General features: G+C 68.0%; 20 protein-coding genes and 1 tRNA gene. 13 read left to right on the plus strand and 8 right to left on the minus strand.

What is annotated here, in order from left to right; translation table 11 throughout:
• The first annotated feature begins 126 nt into the window (after positions 1–126).
• Positions 127–1,422 (plus strand): MFS transporter, encoded by a 1,296-nt coding sequence (locus KZ813_RS13115; protein ID WP_219755443.1) that lies wholly within the window; start codon positions 127–129, stop codon positions 1,420–1,422.
• Positions 1,423–1,592: 170 nt separating this feature from the next.
• On the opposite strand, the gene KZ813_RS13120 is transcribed toward KZ813_RS13115, so the two are convergent.
• Positions 1,593–2,594, minus strand: a complete 1,002-nt coding sequence (locus tag KZ813_RS13120; RefSeq protein WP_258046751.1) for an NAD(P)H-quinone oxidoreductase — start codon at positions 2,592–2,594, stop codon at positions 1,593–1,595.
• Positions 2,595–2,722: 128 nt separating this feature from the next.
• Between KZ813_RS13120 and KZ813_RS13125 the strand changes: the two genes are divergently transcribed.
• The 9 genes from KZ813_RS13125 to KZ813_RS13165 all read left to right on the plus strand — a co-directional run bounded on the left by KZ813_RS13125 (position 2,723) and on the right by KZ813_RS13165 (position 12,027).
• Positions 2,723–2,920 carry a DUF1192 domain-containing protein gene (locus tag KZ813_RS13125; RefSeq protein ID WP_219755444.1) on the plus strand — a complete coding sequence of 66 codons (198 nt, stop codon included), beginning with the start codon at positions 2,723–2,725 and terminating at the stop codon, positions 2,918–2,920.
• Between the two features lie 130 nt (positions 2,921–3,050).
• Complete coding sequence (gene clpA, locus KZ813_RS13130; RefSeq protein WP_219755445.1) at positions 3,051–5,378, plus strand: ATP-dependent Clp protease ATP-binding subunit ClpA; 2,328 nt, start codon at positions 3,051–3,053, stop codon at positions 5,376–5,378.
• 161 nt (positions 5,379–5,539) lie between these two features.
• A complete protein-coding gene (locus tag KZ813_RS13135) occupies positions 5,540–6,793 on the plus strand; it encodes a DUF445 domain-containing protein (RefSeq protein ID WP_258046752.1) in 1,254 nt (417 codons plus the stop codon).
• A gap of 228 nt (positions 6,794–7,021) precedes the next feature.
• On the plus strand, positions 7,022–8,131 hold the full coding sequence (locus tag KZ813_RS13140) for an ABC transporter permease (protein ID WP_219755446.1): 1,110 nt from the start codon (positions 7,022–7,024) through the stop codon (positions 8,129–8,131).
• Positions 8,131–9,060 carry an ABC transporter ATP-binding protein gene (locus KZ813_RS13145; RefSeq protein WP_219755447.1) on the plus strand — a complete coding sequence of 310 codons (930 nt, stop codon included), beginning with the start codon at positions 8,131–8,133 and terminating at the stop codon, positions 9,058–9,060. Before KZ813_RS13140 ends, KZ813_RS13145 begins: the two co-directional genes overlap by 1 nt.
• Entirely contained in the window at positions 9,060–10,022 is a 963-nt protein-coding gene (locus KZ813_RS13150; RefSeq protein WP_219755448.1) for an MlaD family protein, read from the plus strand. The genes KZ813_RS13145 and KZ813_RS13150 overlap by 1 nt, the downstream gene beginning before the upstream one ends.
• Before the next feature lie 11 nt (positions 10,023–10,033).
• A complete protein-coding gene (locus KZ813_RS13155; protein WP_308461887.1) occupies positions 10,034–10,624 on the plus strand; it encodes an ABC-type transport auxiliary lipoprotein family protein in 591 nt (196 codons plus the stop codon).
• Between the two features lie 73 nt (positions 10,625–10,697).
• A tRNA-Ser gene (locus KZ813_RS13160) sits at positions 10,698–10,788 on the plus strand.
• Positions 10,789–11,379: 591 nt separating this feature from the next.
• Positions 11,380–12,027, plus strand: coding sequence for a ParB N-terminal domain-containing protein (locus tag KZ813_RS13165; RefSeq protein ID WP_219755450.1), 648 nt, complete (start codon positions 11,380–11,382; stop codon positions 12,025–12,027).
• Positions 12,028–12,282: 255 nt separating this feature from the next.
• Here the strand turns inward: KZ813_RS13165 and KZ813_RS13170 are convergent, their stop codons facing one another.
• The gene (locus tag KZ813_RS13170; RefSeq protein ID WP_219755451.1) at positions 12,283–13,158 is read right to left on the minus strand and encodes an SDR family oxidoreductase; all 876 of its coding nucleotides are present in this window, start codon (positions 13,156–13,158) and stop codon (positions 12,283–12,285) included.
• Between the two features lie 176 nt (positions 13,159–13,334).
• Positions 13,335–14,237: an NAD(P)/FAD-dependent oxidoreductase gene (locus tag KZ813_RS13175; RefSeq protein ID WP_219755452.1), complete on the minus strand. Its 903-nt coding sequence runs from the start codon at positions 14,235–14,237 to the stop codon at positions 13,335–13,337.
• 101 nt (positions 14,238–14,338) lie between these two features.
• Here KZ813_RS13175 and KZ813_RS13180 point away from each other — a divergent pair, with 101 nt between their 5' ends.
• Together KZ813_RS13180 and KZ813_RS13185 are read left to right on the plus strand one after the other, a co-directional pair.
• Positions 14,339–14,809, plus strand: a complete 471-nt coding sequence (locus KZ813_RS13180; protein WP_308461888.1) for an Rrf2 family transcriptional regulator — start codon at positions 14,339–14,341, stop codon at positions 14,807–14,809.
• Positions 14,810–15,040: 231 nt separating this feature from the next.
• Positions 15,041–15,502, plus strand: coding sequence for a VOC family protein (locus KZ813_RS13185; protein WP_219755453.1), 462 nt, complete (start codon positions 15,041–15,043; stop codon positions 15,500–15,502).
• 551 nt (positions 15,503–16,053) lie between these two features.
• On the opposite strand, the gene KZ813_RS13190 is transcribed toward KZ813_RS13185, so the two are convergent.
• From KZ813_RS13190 to KZ813_RS13210, 5 genes are all read right to left on the minus strand, one after another.
• Entirely contained in the window at positions 16,054–17,136 is a 1,083-nt protein-coding gene (locus KZ813_RS13190) for a catalase family protein (RefSeq protein ID WP_258046753.1), read from the minus strand.
• A 32-nt stretch (positions 17,137–17,168) separates the two neighbouring features.
• A complete protein-coding gene (locus KZ813_RS13195; protein ID WP_219755455.1) occupies positions 17,169–18,053 on the minus strand; it encodes an alpha/beta fold hydrolase in 885 nt (294 codons plus the stop codon).
• An 11-nt stretch (positions 18,054–18,064) separates the two neighbouring features.
• Positions 18,065–19,156, minus strand: coding sequence for a catalase family protein (locus KZ813_RS13200; RefSeq protein ID WP_219755456.1), 1,092 nt, complete (start codon positions 19,154–19,156; stop codon positions 18,065–18,067).
• A 33-nt stretch (positions 19,157–19,189) separates the two neighbouring features.
• On the minus strand, positions 19,190–20,299 hold the full coding sequence (locus KZ813_RS13205; protein ID WP_308461889.1) for an L-dopachrome tautomerase-related protein: 1,110 nt from the start codon (positions 20,297–20,299) through the stop codon (positions 19,190–19,192).
• A 115-nt stretch (positions 20,300–20,414) separates the two neighbouring features.
• On the minus strand, positions 20,415–21,374 hold the full coding sequence (locus KZ813_RS13210) for an alpha/beta hydrolase (protein WP_258046754.1): 960 nt from the start codon (positions 21,372–21,374) through the stop codon (positions 20,415–20,417).
• Between the two features lie 258 nt (positions 21,375–21,632).
• On the opposite strand from KZ813_RS13210, the gene KZ813_RS13215 reads away from it, so the two are divergent.
• The gene (locus KZ813_RS13215) at positions 21,633–22,382 is read left to right on the plus strand and encodes a Crp/Fnr family transcriptional regulator (RefSeq protein WP_219755458.1); all 750 of its coding nucleotides are present in this window, start codon (positions 21,633–21,635) and stop codon (positions 22,380–22,382) included.
• Positions 22,383–22,472: the final 90 nt, after the last annotated feature.

Below are 22,472 nucleotides of genomic sequence, written 5' to 3' on the forward strand. Positions count from 1 at the left end.
GGCCGGTGCGCCTGCGGAAAGCCCCCTCCACCAGCCTTCGGCTGGTCCCCCTCCCCGCGATGCGGGGAGGATCGATGGTGCCCGCACCTGTAGCACGATAAACCACCTATGATGAGGAGAGACGCCATGGCCGTCGCGCCGTCCGCCACCCCCGTCGCCGGTCGGCTCAAGTCGATCATCGGCGGCTCCACCGGCAACCTGGTCGAGTGGTTCGACTGGTACGTCTACTCGGCCTTCACGCTCTATTTCGTCGGCCACTTCTTCCCCAAGGACGACCCAACGGCGCAATTGCTCAGCGCCGCGGCGGTGTTCGCGGTCGGCTTCGTCATGCGGCCGATCGGCGCCTGGATCATGGGGGTCTACGCCGACCGGCGCGGGCGCAAGGCGGGGCTGACGCTATCGGTGACCTTGATGTGCACCGGCTCGCTGATCATCGCCTGCGCGCCCGGGATCGAGACGATCGGCTACGGCGCGCCCGCGCTGCTGGTGCTCGCGCGGCTGATGCAGGGCCTGTCGGTCGGCGGCGAATATGGCGCGAGCGCGACCTATCTGTCCGAGATGGCGGGCCGAGAGCGGCGCGGCTTCTTCTCGTCCTTCCAGTACGTCACGCTGATCTCGGGGCAGCTGCTCGCGATCCTGCTGCTGGTGGTGCTGCAGTCGGTGATGAGCGAGCAGGCGCTGACCAGCTGGGGCTGGCGCATCCCCTTCGCGATCGGCGCGGTGCTGGCGCTGGTGGTGTTCTGGCTGCGCCGCGGCCTCGCCGAGACGCAGAGCTTCGAGCGCGCCAAGGCGAGCGACGGGCCCAAGTCGGGCTTCGGTACCCTGCTCAGGCGCCACCCGCGCGAGACCGCGCTGGTGATGCTGCTCACCGCGGGGGGCACGCTCGCTTTCTACGCTTACTCGATCTACATGCAGAAGTTCCTGGTGAACACGTCGGGCTTCTCGAAGGAGACCGCGACCCAGATCAACGCGGTGACCTTGTTCGCCTTCATGCTGCTCCAGCCGGTCGCGGGCGGGCTGTCCGACCGGATCGGGCGCAAGCCGCTGATGGTGGCGTTCGGCGTCGCGGGGGTGCTGTTCACCTACCCGATCTTCTCCGCGCTGGAGCACACGCGCGACGCCACGGTGGCGGGGCTGCTGGTGATGGCGGCGCTGGTGATCGTGACGGGCTACACCTCGATCAACGCGGTGGTGAAGGCGGAGCTGTTTCCCGCGCACATCCGCGCGCTGGGCGTGGCGCTGCCGTACGCGCTGGCGAACACGATCTTCGGCGGGACGGCGGAATATGTCGCGCTGAGCTTCAAGCAGCACGGCTGGGAGCAGGGCTTCTACTGGTACGTCACGGTGATGATCGGCGTGTCGCTGCTGGTGTACCTGCGCATGCGCGACACGGGCAAGACCAGCCTGATCGCGGAGGACTGAGGGGGGATCAATCCTCCCCGGCACGGGGAGGGGGACCGCGACGCGCAGCGGCGTGGTGGAGGGGGATGGACCCAGGCGAATCGGCGCTTTCCGCGGAGAGCCCCCTCCACCGCCGCGCTGACGCGCGGCGGTCCCCCTCCCCGCCTTGCGGGGAGGACTTGAGGGGCAACTCACCCCATCGTCAGCACGATCTTGCCCACGTGATCCCCGCCCTCCATGCGGCGGTGCGCCTCGGCCGCCTGCGCCAGCGGGAAGCTGCGGTCCATCACCGGCCGCAGCTTGCCCGCCGCGGCGAACGGCCACACCGTGCGCGCGATCTCGTCGGTGACCAGCGCCTTGAAGCCGCCGTCGCGCGCGCGCAGCGTCGAGCCGGTCAGCGTCAGCCGCCGGCTCATGATCTGGAACAGCGGCACCGTCGCGCTGGCGCCGCGCTGCACCGCGATCGAGACGTGGCGGCCGTCCTCGGCGAGGCACTGGAGGTTGCGCGGCACATAGTCGCCGCCGACCATGTCGAGCACCGCCGCGCAGCCGCGTCCCTCGGTGATCTCCCGCACCCGCTCGACGAAATCCTCGGTGCGGTAGTTGATCGCATGGTCGGCGCCGAGCCGCCGCGCCGCGGCGGCCTTCTCCTCCGATCCGACCGTGACGATGATCTCCAGCCCGAACAAGTTGGCGAGCGTGATCGCCATCGTGCCGATGCCGCTGGTGCCGCCATGGACCAATACGGTGTCGCCCTCCATCGCGAAGGCGCGCTCGAACAGGTTGGTCCATACCGTGTAGAGCGTCTCGGGCAGCGCCGCCGCCTCGACCGGCGACAGGGCCTCGGGGACGGGGAGCACCTGGCCGGCGGGCACCAGCGCGTATTCGGCATAGGCGCCGCCCGCCACGAGCGCGCACACCGACTGGCCGAGCAGCCCCGGCTCGGCGCCGTCGCCCAGCGCCACCACTTCGCCCGCCAATTCGAGGCCGAGCACGCTCGACGCGCCGGGCGGCGGGGGATATTTTCCCTGGCGCTGCATCACGTCGGGTCGGTTGACCCCCGCGGCGGCGACCTTGACCAGCAGCTCGCCCGCGCCCGGCCGCGGCACCGCGCGCTCGACCGGCACCAGCACCTCCGGGCCGCCGGACTCCGCGGGATCGATCGCCAGCATCACCTCGGGCAGGTCGGTCATCGCTCGGGCAACCCTTTCTTCTGGCAATCGCACCGCCTTATGGCCGGCGCGGCGGGAGCGTCAACGCGCGCGGCGCGATCTGGGTCACCCGGCTTGACTCCGCGCGCGGTGGGGAGGACGATCGCGCCATGGACCCAGACGACCTCCTCGGCCCGGAGCGCGACGACCCGCTCGCCGCGCTGCTGCGCGAGGATCTCGACCGGCTCTCCGTCACCGAGCTGGAAGCGCGCGCCGCCGCGCTGGAGGGCGAGATCGCGCGGATCCGGCGCAAAATAGACGGGGCCGTTAACCATCTCGCAAGCGCCGACGCGCTATTCAAGCGATGAACGCTGGCGCACTGGGCTGGCGAACGATCGCTCCCGGTGCGGACGGCCAGCGCTTGATGCGGGGCCACTCAATCACGACATTCGTGACGATGGGCCGCGTGTCCTCACGCGGCCCGCTAGGAGTAATCTGATGCCCTCATTCGCCAGCGCCCTCGAGACCACGCTGCACAAGGCGCTCGAGGCCGCTTCCTCGCGTCGCCACGAATATGCCACGCTGGAGCATCTGCTGCTCGCGCTGATCGACGACGAGCACGCCAGCCAGGTGATGTCCGCCTGCGGCGTCGATCTCGGCGAGCTGAAGACGACGGTCGCGCATTATCTCGACACCGAGCTCGGCGCGCTGCGCGTCGACGCGGCCACCGATCCCTCGCCCACCTCGGGCTTCCAGCGCGTCGTCCAGCGCGCGATCCTGCACGTCCAGTCGTCGGGCCGCGACGAGGTGACCGGTGCCAACGTGCTGGTCGCGCTCTTCTCCGAGCGCGAGAGCTACGCGGTCTATTTCCTCCAGCAGCAGGACATGAGCCGGCTCGACGCGGTCAGCTTCATCAGCCACGGCGTCGGCAAGGGCGCCGCCACCCCCGAGGCCACCAGCGTCAAGGGCGCGGCCGAGGAGGAGAAGAAGGAGAAGGCGGACACGTCGGGCAAGAAGGGCGAGAGCGCGCTGAAGCAGTTCACCGTCGACCTCAACGAGAAGGCGAAGGTCGGCAAGGTCGACCCGCTGATCGGCCGCATGGCCGAGGTGGACCGCACGGTGCAGATCCTCTGCCGCCGTTCCAAGAACAACCCGCTCTACGTCGGCGATCCCGGCGTGGGCAAGACCGCGATCGCCGAGGGGCTGGCGCGCAAGATCGTCGAGGGCGACGTGCCCGAGGTGCTCAAGCCCGCCGTGATCTACTCGCTCGACATGGGCGCGCTGCTCGCCGGCACGCGCTATCGCGGCGACTTCGAGGAGCGGCTCAAGGCCGTGGTCAACGAGCTGGAGAAGATGCCGCACGCGGTGCTCTTCATCGACGAGATCCACACCGTGATCGGCGCCGGCGCGACCAGCGGCGGGGCGATGGACGCGTCCAACCTGCTCAAGCCCGCGCTGTCGGGCGGCACGATCCGCTGCATCGGCTCGACCACCTACAAGGAGTTCCGCAACCACTTCGAGAAGGACCGCGCGCTGCTGCGGCGCTTCCAGAAGATCGACGTCAACGAGCCCTCGATCGAGGACACGATCAAGATCCTCGCCGGGCTGCGCTCGGCGTTCGAGGACCATCACTCGGTGAAGTACACGCCCGACGCGATCAAGTCGGCGGTGGAGCTCAGCGCGCGCTACATCAACGATCGCAAGCTGCCCGACAAGGCGATCGACGTGATCGACGAGGTCGGCGCGATGCAGATGCTGGTGCCGCCGTCGAAGCGCAAGAAGACGATCACCACCAAGGAGATCGAGCAGGTCATCGCGACCATGGCGCGGATCCCGCCGAAGAGCGTGTCGACCGACGACAAGAAGCAGCTCGAGACGCTCGAGACCGACCTGAAGCGCGTGGTGTTCGGCCAGAACGCCGCGATCGAGAAACTGTCCTCGGCGATCAAGCTGGCGCGCGCCGGGCTGCGCGAGCCGGAGAAGCCGATCGGCAACTATCTCTTCACCGGCCCGACCGGCGTCGGCAAGACCGAGGTCGCCAAGCAGCTCTCGACGATCCTGGGCATCCCGCTCCAGCGCTTCGACATGAGCGAGTATATGGAGCGCCACTCGGTCAGCCGGCTGATCGGCGCGCCTCCCGGCTATGTCGGCTTCGACCAGGGCGGCCTCCTGACCGACGCGGTCGACCAGAACCCGCACTGCGTGCTGCTGCTCGACGAGATCGAGAAGGCGCACCCCGATCTGTTCAACATCCTGCTGCAGGTGATGGACAATGGGCGGCTCACCGACCAGCACGGCAAGACCGTCGACTTCCGCAACGTCATCCTGATCATGACGACCAACGCGGGCGCCGCGGACATGGCGCGCGAGACGGTCGGCTTCGGCAATCTCACCCGCGAGGGCGAGGACGAGCAGGCGGTGCAGAAGATGTTCACGCCCGAGTTCCGCAATCGGCTCGATGCGATCGTGCCGTTCGGTTACCTGCCGCCCGAGGTGGTGGCGCGCGTGGTGGACAAGTTCATCCTCCAGCTCGAGCTCCAGCTGGCCGACCGCGACGTCCACATCAAGCTCGACGACGAGGCCAAGAAGTGGCTCACCGACAAGGGCTATGACAGGCTCTACGGCGCTCGCCCGATGGGCCGGCTGATCCAGGAGAAGATCAAGCAGCCGCTCGCCGAGGAGCTGCTGTTCGGCAAGCTGGTCCACGGCGGCGAGGTGACGGTGAAGTTGAAGGAGGGCGCGCTCTCCTTCGCGATCGAGCCCGCCGCGCCGAAGAAGCCGGGCAAGAAGAAGGGCGGCAAGGCCGCGCCGGTCGAGGCGGGGTGAGGGCTGGGGGCGCGCCCGCCTCTCCCCGACCTTTGGAAGCGCCGCGCGGCGCGTGCGGGAGGCACAAGGGATGGTGAGCGACGGCCGCGGCGTGATCATGCCGCGGCCCGCCGACCGCCTCACCCCTTGAACATTCGCGCCGGTCGCGGATTGTCAGGGTGATGCCAGCACTCGCCCGTTCCACCGCGCCGCCGCCCGCCCTGATACGGATGCGGCTGGTCGCGACCGGGCTGCTGGTACTGATGGCGGGCGTGTTCCTCGCGTCGCGCGCGCTGGAGCCGCACCATACTGCCTGGGGCTTCGTCCGCGCCTTCGCCGAGGCGGCGATGGTCGGCGGACTGGCCGATTGGTTCGCGGTGACCGCCTTGTTCCGCCACCCGCTCGCGCTGCCGATCCCGCACACCGCGATCATCCCGCGCAACAAGGACCGGATCGGCGACCAGCTCGCGCAGTTCCTCCGCGAATATTTCCTCGTGCCCGCGGTGGTGGCGCGGCGCATGGGGCGGGTCGACGTCGCCGGCGCGGCGGGGCGCTGGCTCGCCGATCCCCCCGCCGCCGGCAGCCGGCTGACCCGCGGCATCTCGCGGCTGTCGATCGAGGTGCTCCAGTCGCTCGACCAGGAGCGGCTCGGCGGGATGGTGCGCGCGATGCTGGTGGCGCGCGTGCGCGACGCGAGATTGGCGCCGGTGCTCGGCCGCGCGCTCGCCGCCACGCTGGCGGAAGGGCGCCATCTGCCGGTGATCGACGGCCTCATCCACTGGGCGCGCGACGCGCTGGCGAGCAACGAGCATCTCGTCCGCGCGATGGTGCACGACCGCGCGGGCTCGATCCTGCGCTGGACCGGGCTCGACGAGACGCTCGCCAACAAGATCATCGACGGGCTCGACAAGATGGTCGCGGAGATGGCGGAGAACCGCGATCATCCGTTGCGCGCGAAGGCCGAGGGAGGGCTGGCGCAGCTCGCCGAGCGGCTCCAGCACGACCCCGTGATGCACGCGCGCGTCGAGACGCTCAAGCTCGAGCTGCTCGAGAACCCGGCGATGCAGGACTGGATCAACGGCCTGTGGGAGCAGGCGCGTGCGGCGATGCTGCGCGCCGCGCGCGACCCAGAGGCGATCCTGCGCGGCGGACTGGGTGACGCGCTGCGCCAGCTCGGCGCGACGCTGCGCGACGAGCCGCGACTGGGGCGGACGATCAACCGCTTCGTGCGTCGCGCCGCGGTCGGGGCGGCGGCGGACTATGGCGACTCGATCGTGCGGCTGGTGTCGGAGACGGTGCGCGGCTGGGACACGCAGACGATCACGCTGCGGCTGGAACATGCGGTGGGCAAGGACCTGCAGTTCATCCGCGTGAACGGGACGCTGGTCGGCGGACTGGTGGGCGTGCTGATCCACGCGGTCGACGTGTCGCTGTGAGTGGGGAAGGGCCGCGACGCCGCTCCCCTCTCCATCTCCCCGAGCGGACCTCGGGTCCAGCTGGGAAGACCGTCGTGAGGGTCACTGGCCTAACCCGACCGGGCGACGGCGTTCGCGGGGGCGGTGACGGCGTGCGTGCGCCCCGCCTTCACGAAGGGATACGCGCGCGGAACGAACCGCGCCTCGGAGCGCTTGTGGCGAGATGAGCTTTGCCGCATGGGATAACAGATGACCGCGGCAGCTGATTTCAGCGAGGAGAGAGACGGCCAGGCGCCCGTGCTGCGCTTCACCGGCGACCTGTCGCTGGCGCGCCTCGGCGATCTGCCCGACCGGCTCGGCGCGGTGCAGGGTGAGGTCGCCACCGTGGACCTCTCCGACGTCGACCGGATCGACACGATCGGCGCCTGGGTGATCCACCGCTTCGCTCGCCAGCACGACGCGCGGATCGAGGGGCTCGACGAGGACGCGCGCCATCTGTTCGAGCAGGTCGAGGCGGCCGACCAGCCGGTGCAGATGCGCCCACAGTCGGGCTCGTCCTTCCGCCGCGTGCTCGGCGAGATCGGCGAGGCGACCAGCAACGCGGCGCGCACTTCGCTCGGGCTCCTCGGCTTCATGGGCGCGACGCTGATCGCCTTCGGCGGCGTGCTGCGACACCCCAGCCGGTTCCGCTTCAACGCGACGGTGCAGCGCTTCGAGGTGGTCGGCGTCTCGGCGCTCGGCATCATCGGCCTGATGAGCTTCCTCATCGGCATCGTCATCGCGCAGCAGGGCGCGGTGCAGCTGCGCCAGTTCGGCGCGGAGGCGTTCACGATCAACCTCGTCGGCCGCATCACGTTGCGCGAGCTGGGCGTGCTGATGACCGCGATCATGGTTGCGGGCCGATCGGGCTCGGCGTTCGCGGCGCAGCTCGGCACGATGCAGCTGACCGAGGAGATCGACGCGATGCGCACGATCGGTGTCTCGCCGATGGAGGCGCTGGTGCTGCCGCGCACGATCGCCGCGATCGTGCTGATGCCGCTGCTGGGCTTCTACGCCTCGGTGATCGCGATCATCGGCGGCGGGCTGCTGTGCTGGTTCGCGCTCGATATCCCGCCGGTGGCGTACGTGGCGCGGATCCGCGAGGTGGTGCCGATCACCGACCTGTTCGTCGGCCTGATCAAGGCGCCGGTGTTCGGCGCGATCATCGGCATCGCGGGCTGTTTCCAGGGGATGCAGGTGAAGGGCGACGCCGAGCAGGTCGGGCTCAAGACGACCTCGGCGGTGGTGCAGGCGATCTTCATGGTGATCGTGGTCGACGCCTTCTTCGCGGTCTTCTTCGAGCAGATCGGCTGGATCTGATGGCGCGACGCGACACCCACCGGCGCGACGAGCCGATCATCCGGGTCAAGGGGCTGCGCAACAGCTTCGGCGACGCGGTGATCCACGACGACCTCGACCTGGAGGTGCGGCGCGGCGAGATCCTCGGCGTGGTCGGCGGCTCGGGGACGGGCAAGTCGGTGCTGATGCGCTCGATCATCGGGCTGCAGTCCCCCGACCGCGGCGAGGTCGAGGTGTTCGGCGAGCCGACGCTCGGTCGCTCCGAGCACGAGACGGTGGAGATTCGCAAGCGCTGGGGGGTGCTGTTCCAGGGCGGCGCGCTGTTCTCGACGCTGACCGTGGCGGAGAACGTGCAGGTGCCGCTGCGCGAGTTCTACCCGGGGCTGAACCTCGCGCTGCTCGACGAGATCGCCTCGTACAAGGTGGTGATGACCGGCCTGCCCGCCGATGCCGGGCCGAAATTCCCGGCGGAGCTGTCGGGCGGCATGAAGAAGCGCGCGGGCCTCGCGCGCGCGCTCGCGCTCGATCCCGAGCTGTTGTTCCTCGACGAGCCCACCGCCGGTCTCGACCCGATCGGCGCCGCCGCCTTCGACGAGCTGACGCGCGCGCTGCAGAAGACGCTGGGGCTCACCGTCTTCCTGATCACGCACGACCTCGACACGCTCTACGCGATCTGCGACCGCGTCGCGGTGCTGGCGGACAAGAAGGTGATCGCGGTCGGCACGATCGACGAGCTTCTTGCGCTCGATCACCCGTGGATCCAGGAATATTTCAACGGGCCGCGCGGGCGCGCCGCGGTCGCCTCCCAGAGCGCGGCGGCGGAGCGGGTCGACGCCGCCGACGCCGACGCGCGCGCGCACCCGACCGACGTGAGCGAGCGGGTCACCGGGCAGCACAGCCAGGGCGGCCTCGCCGACAACAGGGCCCGCGGGGCCGCAGGGGCAGAGTGATGGAAACGCGATCGAACCACGTCCTCGTCGGCGCCGTCGTGCTGATCCTGCTGGCGATGGTCGCCATCTTCACGGTGTGGATCGCGCGCATCGGCGGCACCGAGGAGCGCGAGTATGACATCTTCTTCCGCCAGGCGGTCGACGGGCTCGCCAAGGGCTCGTCGGTCACCTTCTCGGGCGTGCCCTCGGGCCAGGTGAAGTCGATCTCGCTGTGGCAGCCCGACCCGCAGTTCGTCCGCGTCCGCATCAGCGTCAACGGCGACACGCCGATCCTGCGCGGCACCACCGCGACGATCCAGGGAAGCTTCACCGGCACCAGCACGGTCAGCCTCGACGGCGCGGTCAAGGGCGCGCCGCCGATCACCTGTCCGGAGAATGACGCGGGCAACGTCTGCCCGCTCGGCAAGCCGGTGATCCCGACCAAGACCGGCGGCATCGGCGCGATCCTCAACTCCGCGCCGCAGCTGCTCGAGCGGCTGTCCACGCTGACAGAGCGGCTGACCGGCATGCTGAGCGACCGCAACCAGGCCTCGATCGCGGGCATCCTGGACAACACCAACCGGCTGACCGACGCGCTCGCCGACCGCGGCCCCGAGATCGCCGCGACGCTGGCACAGACCCGGGTCGCGATCGCGCAGGCGGGCAACGCCGCCGAGCAGATCGGCCAGCTCGCGAAGACCACCAACGGCGTGCTCGCCAACGACGTGCAGCCGGCGATGGCGAACCTCAACAAGGCGATCACCTCGGCGCAGGCGAGCGCGGACACGCTCAACTCCGCGATCGGCGACGCGCGGCCGGGGCTGACCACCTTCAGCAAGCAGACGATCCCGCAGATCAACCAGCTGGTGCGCGACCTGCGCGTCACCACCGCGTCGCTGTCGGCGATCTCCGAACGGGTCGAGCAGGGCGGCGCCGGCTCCCTGATCGGCCAACAGAAGCTGCCGGACTACAAGGGGAAATGATCGTGCGATCCGTGGCCAACACACTCCTCGTGGCGGCGGCGCCGGTGCTGCTGGCCGGCTGCGTGCGGTTCGGCGCCGAGCCGCCGCCCTCGCTGCTGACGATCGCGGCGCAGTCGCAGCCGCAGCCCGGCGCGGCGCAGAACTCCGCCACCGCGCGCTCGATCGTGGTGCAGGTGCCCGCGGTGCCGACCGCGATCGCGACGACGCGCGTGCCGGTGCAGGAGACCGACACGACGATCGCTTACGTCAAGGACGCGCAATGGGCCGAGCCGCCCGCGCGCCTCTTCGCGCGGCTGCTCGCCGACACGGTGACCGCGCGCGCGAACATGGTGGTGCTGTCGCCGGCGCAGTCGTTCAGCGACCCCAGCGCCAATCTGGCCGGCGAGCTGCGGTGGTTCGGCCTCGACGCGGCGCAGCGCCAGGCGGTGGTGGTCTACGACGCCGCGCTGACCCCGGCGGGCGCGACCAACGTCGAGAAGCGGCGCTTCGAGGCGCGCGTGCCGGTCGCGGCGATCGACGCCCCCTCGGCCGGCGCGGCGCTGAGCCAGGCGGCCAACCAGGTGGCACAGCAGGTCGCCGACTGGGTGGCGGGGCAGCGCTGACTCGCGTGCTCGCGCGCGACGCGGCTTGCGCGGCGGCGCGCGAGCCTCTAGGCGGGCGGGCTCCCGGGTATGCGGAGCGGTGGCCGAGTGGTCGAAGGCGCTCGCCTGGAAAGTGAGTATACGCCAAAAGCGTATCGAGGGTTCGAATCCCTCCCGCTCCGCCACCCAGTCTGAGGCTTCCTCGACCTCTTCTATCCTCCTGCCCGAAAGGGCGCACTTCCGCGGGGTGACGGGCACTTCTCGGTAGCGCGGAGAGGGTTCGCCAGGGGCATAGCGTGGTGATTCGCGCCAACATTCTCCGAAGCGAGGCTGGCTGGTACGGTTTCTCCCTCGGCTCGGGCGACCAGCTTTCAGTTCAGCCAATTCATCTAGTTTCGCTCACTCAGCCAGTTGGCGAGAGCCGCTCGCGTCGACGAATGTCGCAAATAACTGCGCTTTTCTGATGGTGCGAGCAGGTGCGTATGACTGCGACAGACGAGGCGTAACAGGCGGCTAATTACGTCGTATTCGGGCAAGAACCGGCTTCAGTTAAAGGCCGTAGAGGCAGTCATTTTCCGGCTTGCGCCTGCGCCTAGTGGGGCACATAATGGCTCTATCGAGGTTGTCGGGCCGTTGCCGGCCAGCGCCACTCGGTAGACGATCCTAGCATCGTCACATCTCCCAAGGAAGGGGCCGTTTCGTTGCTTCGCGCGCGGAAGAGCATTCGCTCTCCCGCGTGAGGAGCGGGGTTCGAGTTCTGACGTGGGGGATTGGTGATGGGCGTGCAAGGGCGGATTGAGCAAGGCCAACTTAAGGGCAAGCTGCTGCTATCGTCGCGTGGGCGGCGCGAGCATTGCGCGGCGGCGCGCGACCAGGTCGCGACTGTTGGCGACGGTGCTGCGGCCAAGAACGCGACATCGTTCAAGCTGCGCTCCATCGAGCACATTAAGGTGGCCAAGCGGCGCGCGCGGAAGACTACGCCGGCGCAGCTGCGGCGCGTGACCCAGTCGGTTCGCCAGTACGGCATCGTCGCGCCCGTGCTGATCCATGCGGCAGGCACGGTCATCAACGGTCACATCGTCGTCGAGGCGGCGCGCGAGCTGGGCATCTCCATGATCCCGGTGGTGGAGGTGACGCATCTCGACGAAGCAGCGGTGCGCGGCTTGCGCATCGCGCTCAACCGTCTGGCGGAGACGGGTGAGTGGGAGCTGCTCGAGCTCGCGCTCGAGCTCAACGAGCTGGGCGCGCTCGACTTCGATCTGTCAGACACCGGTTTCACCATGCCCGAGCTGGACATCATCATGCTGGGCGACGGTAGCGGCACTAAGCGGCAGTCGCACCAGGAGGCTTTGTCAAACCAAACGCACCGGCTTCGCGAGCGGCCGGGGCTTGTGCATCGTAGCGTCCTTCAGCTACTATCCTAAGGCTGTCAGCGCTGCGAACTCTCTCGAGCTGGTTTCGAGATCTCCTTCGTTCGCCCGGCCATCGAGCAAGCGGACGGGGTAGAAACTCGCCTATCTCGCGCTAGGTGCGGTTGCTTTGACAACACCAGCGTCCGATATCGGGCGGGCGGCAGGCAGCCCTGAGTGGCCGATATTGGGTCAGATTGGCTGTAGAGCGATGAGTTTCCGACATCAGCCAGTACCGCTCAAGTGACGGCTGATGTCGAGCCTCATCGTTTAAGAGACGGGGACGCCGCCCGTGGCAGCTACGACGTTACCAGACATGTAGCTGCCCTCAGATGAGGCGAGCAGCACATATGCGGGAGCAAGCTCCGCTGGCTGCCCGGCACGCCCGATTGGCGTATCCTGCCCCAGCGTTTGCAATTCCTCCGGCGATTTGGCGATCGGCTGAATGGGAGTCCAGATCGGGCCAGGCGCCACCGCGTTCACGCGGATCCCTTCACTGGAAAGAAGATTGGACAGGCCCACCGTCAGGCTAGATATCGCGCCCTTCGTAGCAGCGTACACGACCATGGTCTTGTTCGCGACCTTGGCCTGCTCGCTGGTCGTGTTGATGATGGCAGAGCCTGGCTTCATGTGCGGCGCGGCTGCCTTCGCCAGGCGGATCATGGCGAACACATTTGCAGCGAAGGCGCCTTGCATTTCATCGTCGTCGATGCTGTCCAACCCCTCGTTCATGGTCTGAGCCGCGGCATTGTTGACGAGTACGTCGACACTTCCGAGCTCGGCGACCGTGCGTTCGACAATGCTCGCGCAATGATCCCGGTCACGAATGTCTCCCGGAAGCAGAAGACAACGCCGCCCGGCTTTCTCGACCCAGGCCCGGGTCTCCTCCGCGTCCACCTGCTCGTCGGGAAGGTAGGATATCGCGACATCTGCACCTTCGCGAGCATAGGCGATCGCCACGGCCCGCCCGATGCCTGAGTCCCCGCCGGTGATCAGCGCAATCCGATCCTTGAGCAATCCCTTGCCGACATAGCTGTCCTCGCCGTGATCGGGCTTGGTCCGCATCTCTGCCGTCAGGCCGGGACGCGGCTGTTGCGGCTCGTCAGGAAAGCTGGTCGGATGGCTGATGCGCGGATCGTCGGTCATTTCAGTTCCTGCTGATGGAGTGAGCAGGGAACGGTCGACGAGCGGTTACGTGCCGAGGCAGGCAGCCCCGTTGATTAGCATGGGCCTCAGGGCAGCGATGATGAAACGACGTCCCAACCTGGCGTAGCTGGAAAGGCCGCCCGGGTGTCTGCTGGAATGGGTCGACGAGCTGACCATCACTCCGCCGTAGCCCGCACTCTGGCTTGATGCGCGCCGATGCCGGCCAAGACGCCGGCCGCTGATGCCAGCGTGGCATTATGCATGGGGGTGGCGACGTCTCCTGCAGCCCACACCCCAGGCACGGACGTTGCTCCCCACTGATCGACCTTGATGTAGGGGCCGGTTGGTCCTTCCTCATGATCGCATCCGAGAATAGCGGCCAGCGAAGTCGTGGGTGTCGTTCGGGGCGCCGTGAAGATTGCTGCGACGGTCAGTATGCGCCCGTCCGCCAGGCGAACACCATCGAGTCCGGGTGCTTCGCCGAGCAGCTCGACGATGGGCGTGCGCTCGATTGCCACGCCCCGCGCGGCGAACGCCTGGAGCTCGGTCGGCTCGGGCTCGAACTCTCCTTGCGTGAAGTAGGTGGTGGGTCCCCAGTCCGGGATCAGCAATGCCTGGTGCGGCGACATGGGATGCGCGGCCAGCACGGCAAGCGGCAGGTCGCGTACTTCGTAGCCGTGGCAATAGGGGCAATGCAGCACGCTCTCGCCCCAGCGCTCACGCAAGCCCGGGATCGACGGCAGCGTGTCCGTCACCCCTGTGGCTAGCACGAGACGTCGGGCGTGCTCCTCGGCGCCAGACGAGAGGCCGACGGCGAAGCCGTCATCGATCGGCTCGACCGCGCTGGCCTCGCCGGTCCGGATCTCCACCGTCGAATAGCGTATAAGTTGAGTTCGAGCGTCACGTAGGATCGCAGCGGGAGGCCGGCCATCCTGACCCAGGAAGCCGTGGGCTTCGTCGGCGAACCGGTTCCGCGGCAGCCCGGCATCGACTACCAGAACTTTCTGTCTCGCCCGGGCAAGCTGCAGAGCAGCGGACAGGCCGGCGAAGCTGCCGCCAACAACGATCACGTCGTACATATTGAGCCTCTCAGCATACTACAGGTGTTACATGACGTGCGTCGCCATATTTTGCAACATCGAAAGTTACGTGATAGCCAGGGCTCAGGAGGATCAATGCTGTGGACGCCCGGCTGTCGAGAATGCTGCACCTGCTGATCCACATGGGCCGCATGGCGGGACCGCTGACCTCGGAGGCAGCGGCCACAATGTTGGGAACGAACCCTGTGGTTGTCCGCCGGACGATGTCGGGGCTGCGCGACGCGGGCTACGTCCGCTCGGTGAAGGGGCATGGCGGCGGATGGTCGCTGATTAGGGATTTGGACGATATCACCATGCTCGACGTCCACCGAGCGCTCGGAGAAAACCGCATCTTCGCGCTCGGTCCAGCTGACCCGACGGCGACCTGCCTGGTCGAGCAAGCGGTCAACGCATCACTCGAAGGTGCGCTGCGTGAGGCAGAAGCGCTGCTCCTGCGGCGTTTAAATGATGTGTCCGTTGCGAGCATCGCTGCGGATTTCGACCACAGGTTCGCCGAGTCGCCGGACATAGGCGAGACTGAAGCGAGCGGCCGTCGTACGTCGAGCGACTAAACGGCGGACAGCCAATAGACCTTATTGGTGACCGCCCGGGGGTCACATGCGAGAGCTCTAATCGGCAGGCTCTTAGGACCGCCCAAAAGCCTTGAGCACCGCTCTGTTTCGACGTCCGAACTCGGGAGGCGGGCAGGGAGTTACGGATGACCGATACTGGACCCTAGCCACGAAGGGGCGCAGCACAGCGCCCCCTTGCGGACATCCTGCGTAGGCCGCACACGTTCGGCTATGAGCGATCACGTAAACGTCTTTACCGTCGACCACACAGGGTTCGCTGTTTCGTCTTTGGACGCAGCCATCCGGTTCTGGACGGGAGCGCTCGGTTTCACGCTGGAGCGTCAATCTGAGATGGGCGGCGACTTCCTGCATCAGGTGACTGGTGTCGTTGATCCGAGCGTAAAGACGGCGATCGTCAAGGCACCCGACGGCTACGTGGTTGAATTGTTGCAATACTCGAACGGCTCTCAGAACGGGAGGGTACCCGACAGCGCGGGATCGATCGGAGCCGCCCACCTAGCTCTGACCGTGAAGGACATCCACGCCGCCATCGCCCGCGTTGAGGCGGCAGGATGGAGAGCGAAAGGTAGTCCGCTGCCGATCGCGGGTGGCCCGCGGAAGGGTACCTTGGTGGCCTACGTCTCAGGTCCCGATCATGTCACGATAGAGTTCATGCAGCCGCCAACCCGTTGATGGCCCGCGGCTGCTTCTCTGCCAAGAAGTCCAGTCGGACGTTTGCGCGGCATCCCGGAAGGCTCGGACCCGAGATGAACAAGCATCCGAAGTTTGGCGGGCGCCAGGCGGCCCTGAGTGACCGGTATTGGATCTCTCCAGTTCTTACACGTGAGCGCAACGCGACCTGCACGATCATACGCCGTGCCCGCTCGCGGAAAAGGTTCTCGAGATCTCCGCGGGTCAGTGTTCAGCAGCGAGGCGTGCACCTACCGCGGTGATGAGCCCGAAACCGAGATGGTTTAGCGTGTGAACCGCGATCGTCGTACCTCCTGAGTGCCATTCAGGGCGCCGCGGCGGAGAGGGCAAGGTACGCACCCTGCACGATGACCTACTCGCGCGCGTCGGGCAGCACCCTGGCGTCTGGTGTATGGAGCCCGAGCTGACGCGCACCGGCGCGCTCCAGGTCGGTGAGCTCGGACGGCTTGCGACTTTTCCGCTCGCCTGCGACCAGCAGCGCGCTTATCGCGAGCCCGGCGACCAGCCCACCCGCGACTGCGCCGGCCGTGCGCTCATGCCGGCACCTCGTCGACGCTCGCCTGCCGCGCGGGGGTGACGCCGTTCTCGTGCTGGCGGAACGCGGCGAGCGCGCGATACACCTGCAGCCGCGCCCGCATCACCGAGCCGAGCGGCTGGTGCGCGATCAGGCTGTTAGACGGGCGGAACGTCAGCTCCTCGTCGAAGTAACGCTGTCGCGCCGGGCTATACGCGTCCTGCACCGGCAGTCGGATTGTTGCCACGGTGAGGTACGGGCTTTGCTCGGTCGGCCACTCGACTGACGCGTCCTCGATCGGCTGGGTCTCGGCGTCAGTCCACAGCTGTGCTCGAAGCTCGTAGACAACCTCATGGTCGCGGAAGAAGGCAGTCGCGGCATGGCGGAAGCCGTCCTCGTCGGCGTGCGGGTCGAGCCGCCACTCCTGCAGCGCCGCCTGCGCGGGGGCAACCGGGAACGCGCCGAGCTTGGCGACATGGTCGCCGAAGCGGATCGGCGCCTGGCTGAAGTATGGCTCGGCAAGCGGGTGCGCGAAGGGATGGCCGAAGAAGTCCGCCATCGAACTCTCGGTGCCCACCGCGTGCAGCAGGCGGTTGAGGTTGCGCGCGACCGACGCGACCGCGCTCTTCGCGCCTTCGGGCAGGGCGGCCGCCTTGCCGATCACGCTGCCGTCGCGAAGGAAGCCCGCGGCAGTGCCCGACGGGAAGGTAGTGCCGGTCGCGAGCACGAAGTCCTGGGTCTCGGCGTCGTGCCCGGGCAGCTTCTCGCCCTCGACCTCATAGACCTTGATCGCCATGCCGCGATGGGTGGACACACGGTCGCCCAACGTCTCTCCCGGCCCCTGCGCGAAGCGGACCGCGACCGGGTGCGAGCCCGGCGTCGCGAACAGCCCCTGCGCCAGCTCGCGCGGCAGGTCGGCGGCGATCTCGAGCGTACCGGTGACGAGCGCGCTCGACTTCGCATGACTGGCGCGCACGGCGTGGTGCTCGCGCCGCTCGACCGTCTCGCTCTGCTGGGTCATGCCGCGGATGATGCCGTCGATCGTCTCCTGCTCGTCCGCTTCGGGGTGCTCGATCTCGGGTCGATAAGGGAGGTAGGTCATCGGCATCTCGCTAGATGAGTGATGGGAGGCGCTCACGTCTGAGCCCCGCCGAGAAAGTCGACCAGCAGCTGCGCCACCTGCTCGGGCGCCTCGCGCTGAGGAAAATGGCCGACGCCGGGCAGGCCAACCAGCTCGAAGGGGCCGTCGAACTTGGCCGGCACGCGCTCGAAGCTGGCAGGCGCGGTGACACCATCCTCGTCGCCCTTGATAAAGAGCGCGGGCAGAGACAGCGGTGCCGCCGCCTTGATCTTGGTCTCGAGCCACTCGCTCCGGGGGTCGAACGGAGCGTTCTCCCAGCGCGAGCGATAGCTATGCAGTGTCACGTCGATCCAGTCAGGATTATCGAACGAGCGGGCGACGCGGCGGAAGGTGGCCTCGTCGAACCAGCCAGGTGGCGCCCAGTTGACCCAGTGCACGTGCGCGAACCCGTGCGGGTCGCGCCGCACCGCTTCCTCGCCGCGCGCGGTCGCCATGAACCAATGGTACCAGTAACGCTGCGCCTGCTCGAAGCCGGGCGTCGGCATGCCCCCGAGCCGCGGCGGTGTCGCCAGCATCGCCAGCCGCTCCACGCGATCGGGCCAGCCGACCGCGAGCGCCTCCGCGATGTTTGAGCCCCAGTCGTGACCCACCACCGCCAAACGACGGATCCCGAGCGCGTCGAGCAGCGCGATCATGTCCATGGCATGGATCGCGCTGTTGCCGGTACGCAGCGCCGCGGAGTCGCGGAAACGGGTCGCGCCGAACCCACGCAGCGTCGGCACGATGACGGGGCGGCCGGCCGCGGCGAGCGCGGGCACGACGCCGTCCCAGGTCGAGGCGTCGTCGGGCCAGCCGTGGAGCAGCAACACCGGTGGACCGTTGTCGGGGCCCGCGACGGTGTAGGCGAGGTCGAGGTCGCCCGCGGCGATCGTCGGCATCGCGCCGCGCCTCAGCCGACCGCCGGGAAGCGGGCGCTGTCGTGCATCGGGCAGCCGTTGTAGCGTGCGCGAAACGCGGCCGACATCTCATAGGCTTGCCGCCGCGCGCGATTGACCGAGCCGAGCGGTCGATGCGCGGCGAGGCCGTGCCAGGGGCTAAAGAAGGTGTTCTCGTCGACCGCGCCGGCGAGGTCAGTTCCGATCGACAGCTGCGGTGCCACGGTGATCCGCGCCACGGTGCGATACGGGCTCGCAGCCTCGTCCCACGCGACCGAGGCATCCTCGATCGGCATCGCGTCGAGATCGGTATTGAGCTGTACGCGCAGCTCCCACTCGCCGCCGCGCTCGATGATCGTCTCGCGGATTACCTCCCGCAGCGCGTCGGGGCGACCCGACGTGTTGACGCTGTCACCGGTCAGCTCGGTGAGGTTGGACGACACCGGTACCAGCGCGAACTTGGCGATATACTCACCGTAGCGGAACGGTACCTGGCTGTAATAGCTGTCGCCGAGTGGGTGCGTGATCGGCGCGCCGCCCATCGTCGCGATCATTGCGCTCTTGCCGCCGACCGCCTCCAGCGCGGTCTCGACACCGCGCAGCGTGGCGGAGAGCAGCTTCTTGGCCCATTCGGCGCGATCGGTCGTCGCGGCGAGCTGCTTGAGGCTGCCGAGGAACGCCTTGGCGTCGGGCGCGGCGAAGGCGGGCGCGTTGACCAGGATCAGGTTCTGCGTCGTGTCCTCGGCCGAGTCGGGCAAGCGCTCGCCCGCGACGTCGAGGACTTTCAGCGCCAGCCCACGCGGCGCCGAGACCGAGTCGTCGAGCAGGTCGCCCGGGTTGGTTGAGAAGCGCATCAGTACGCGGTGCGCGCCCGGTCCGGCGAACAACCCCTGCGCCAGCTCGGGCGGCAGGCCGTCGACGATCGTGAGCTCGCCCGAGAGGATGCCGTGCGCCTTCGCATGGACGCTGCGCACCGCGTGGCCGTAGTCCTCCGAGGTGGTCTCGGTGATCGAGCGCATCGTGTCGATCAGGTCGCGGTGGACCTTCTCCTCATCGTCGATCGGCGCTTCGACGCTGTCGCTGTAGCGAACGGGGGTGGGGGTCATCGGTTCTTCTCGCAGACTGGAGGGCGGCTTGGGTTATCGGGCGGGGGTGAAAGCAAACAATTGCGTAGGCACCGATGCAGGCGCGCCGGGCTTGAACCAGACGGTGTCCTGGATGTGGCTCGCGGTCACGTAGATGCGCCCGTCCGGACCTTCGGCGAAGGTATCGGGCCAGCGGAGCCGGCGATCGGTGAGGACCGTCTCGACCGTCGCTCCGCTCAGGCGCTTGATCGAGTAATCCTGCGGCGAGGTCAGGTAGAGCACGCCTGCCTTGCTCATCCACAGCCCGTCCGCGACGTGGGTGCGCGTGATGGTGCGCACGCCCGCGGTGCGGCGTGCTTCCGCCACGTCGCGAGCGAGGAGCGCGGTGTCGATCGAGTAGAGCGTCTGGCCGGTCAGGGCCTGATAGAACAGCGTCTTGCCGTCATTCGAGATGGCGATGCCGTCCGCGGCGAAAGCGGGCTGCCGACCATCGGGTCGGCGCAGTGGAGCGCCGTCGAGCGTGACCGTGACGGCCTTGTCGACCTGGGTCGAAGGATGACCGTCGAGCGTGCGCCAGCTCTGGCCGCTCTCCAGGTCCACGACGATGATCGCACCGCGCGTACCGCTGTCGGTGATGTAGCCCAGTTTGCCGTCGGGGGAGAAGCGGATGTCGTTGAGGTAGGTACCCTGCAGCGCGACGTCCTCGGGCACCGGGATCACCTTGGTGACGGAATTGGTCTTGAGGTCGACGCGGACGAGCTTCGGCGCTCCCGGCAGGATCTTCTCGTTGCCCGGCGCGCCGGGATCAAGCACCCACAGGTTGCCGCGGCCATCCGGAACGATCGACTGCACGCAGACGAAATGTTCGCCGACCGAGAGCTCGCTGGACCGCGCATTGCGCCATTCGTTCCATCGCGCGTCCGGGTAGGGCCTGAGCGACCCATCCTTCATGATCTCTGCCACGGAGATCGGCGCATCGTCGGTCCAGCGCGGGAAGTTGACGAAGCGACGCCCGTCGGCGACCACCGCCACGCCCGTGGCCTGATGGTCGAACTGAGCGACCTCGGTCAGTTGTGAGGGCCGCTGCGCGAGCGCTGCTCCGGCAACCGAGGCGATCAACGCGGCCGCCGTGGCTGCGGTGAGATAGGGATTGGCTCGCTGCACGTCACGGCTCCGGCTTATCGAGAGGGAAGATGGGCAACGTCTCGAGCGCAAACACCCGAACGCGACATCTGGCCCACGTCCTGGCGCGGGGGACTGGACGTCCCCCGCCGTGGCCTCAGCGGCGCGCGGGCGCCGCGAAGGCCGCCTTCAACCGCGCGACCGCGAGATCGTTGGCGTCCTTGGCGCCGCGGACGACCTTCGCCATGCCGAAGAACTCGTGCGTCACGCCGGGATAGGTCTTCTGCTCGACCTTGACGCCGGCCGCGCGCATCGCTGTGGCCAACGTCTCGCCATCGGAGCGAAGCGGGTCGATCTGCGCGTTGATGATCGTCGTCGGCGGCAGGCCACGCAGGCTCGCCGCGACGAGATTGAGGCGCGGGTCCTGCGCGTCGGCCGGGCTGGCCTGGTAGTAATAGCCGAACCACTTGAGCATAGCGGCGTTCAGCGGCTTGGCGTTGGCCGAGTCCATGCGCGATGGCAGTGTCGTGCTGCTGTTGGCGATCGGATAGACCGAGACGATGTGGCGCGGTACGGTCAGGCCATTGTCGCGCGCGTAGATCGCGGTCGCGACCGCGAGATTGCCTCCCGCGCTCTCACCGACCATCGCGATCTTCTCAGGGTCACCGCCCCAGTTCGCCGCCTGCTGCAAGGTCCAGCGATAGGCTGCCGCCGCGTCGTCGTGCTGCGCGGGGAACTTGAACTCGGGGGCGTGGCGATATTCGACGGACACCACGATCGCGTTCAGCGCCTTCGCCATCGCTCGCGGAGCAGCGTCATACGTGTCCACGTCGGCGATGACCCAGCCGCCGCCATGATAATAGACGATCACGGGCATCGGCTTGCTGCCGGCCGGCGCCGCCCCGGGCTTGTAGACGCGCGCGAATTGCTGCGGGTCCGCGCCATAGGGCAGATCCTGCGTCGTCACCGACGTGTCGGGGGCGGTGGACATGCCCTTCTTCGCCATGACCGCCTTCGCACCGTCAGCGGCGGACGGCTGCATCCGCGCCTCGGCGGGGGTGAGCGTCTCGATCGGCTTGCCACCGAGACCGGCGAGCGCGTCCAGTACCATCTGCATATCGGGCGCGGCTTTCGGCGGCTGGATCGCGCTGGCGGGTGGTGCAGCGGGGGGCGGCGCGCTCGGAGAGGACGGCGATTGCGCCAGCGCACCGGCGGAGGCTGTCAGCACAGCGGCCGCGACAATGCCGGCGCGCAGAGGCAGCTTCGAGACGGATACCATGGATTTCTCCTGTTGTTCGAACCTGAACAAACGAGGCGCAAGCAACGTTTCTGTACGGAACCGTCCCAAGCCGAAGGCGGTCCGGGAGGATAAGCGATGACGATCCTATCGTTTGCGAGCAGCACGCCTGCGAACCCGGCTGCCGACGTCGTTGGATCGATCGGCAACAAGCTGTTGGCCAGCTTTTCGGCGCAGAACCTTGCCCTGCTGCGACCGCATCTTCAGCCGGTGACGTTCGCGGTGGGCGACTTCATCGCTCGCGCCGGCGAGCAGATCGACAGCATCTGCTTCCTCGAGCAGGGCATCGCCGGCGTGCTGGACTCGCTCGACGATGACCGGCGCTACGCCGTCGGGCTCGTCGGCGCCGAGGGCTTCATCGGATGGCCGCTGCTGATGGGCAGCGATCGCTCCCCTTACGATGTCACGATGCGGGCCGAACAGGGACAGGCCCAGCGGATTCCCGCCGACGCCTTGCTGGCCGCTATCGATCGAAGCGCCACGCTTCGTCTCGCCCTCACACGCTACGTCCATGTCTTCATGCTGCAGATGGGGCGGACGATCGTGTCGTCGCTGGCGCATGCGGTGGATCGGCGGATGGCGCGATGGATCCTGCTGTACCATGACCGCGTCCAGAAGGATGAGATCTGCATGACGCACGAGGAGTTTCGGCTGATGCTCGGGGTGCGGCGCAGCAGCGTCACCGAGGCTCTGCATCGGCTCGAGGGCGAGCAGGCTATCCGCTCCGTGCGCGCCAAGGTGCTCGTGCACGACCGCGCTAAGCTGCTGACGCTCGCGGGCGACACTTACGGTCAACCGGAACAGGAGTATGCGCGGCTGCTCGGCTAGATCGTAACAGCGCGCGCCTTCGCTGATTCCTCTCTCCTGCCGGCGGATCAATTCGCCTAGCGTCCCTTGCAACCTTAACGAATGTCGGAA

The sequence above is a fragment of the Sphingomonas folli genome (genome assembly GCF_019429525.1).
In the GTDB taxonomy this organism is placed as follows: Bacteria; Pseudomonadota; Alphaproteobacteria; order Sphingomonadales; family Sphingomonadaceae; genus Sphingomonas; species Sphingomonas folii.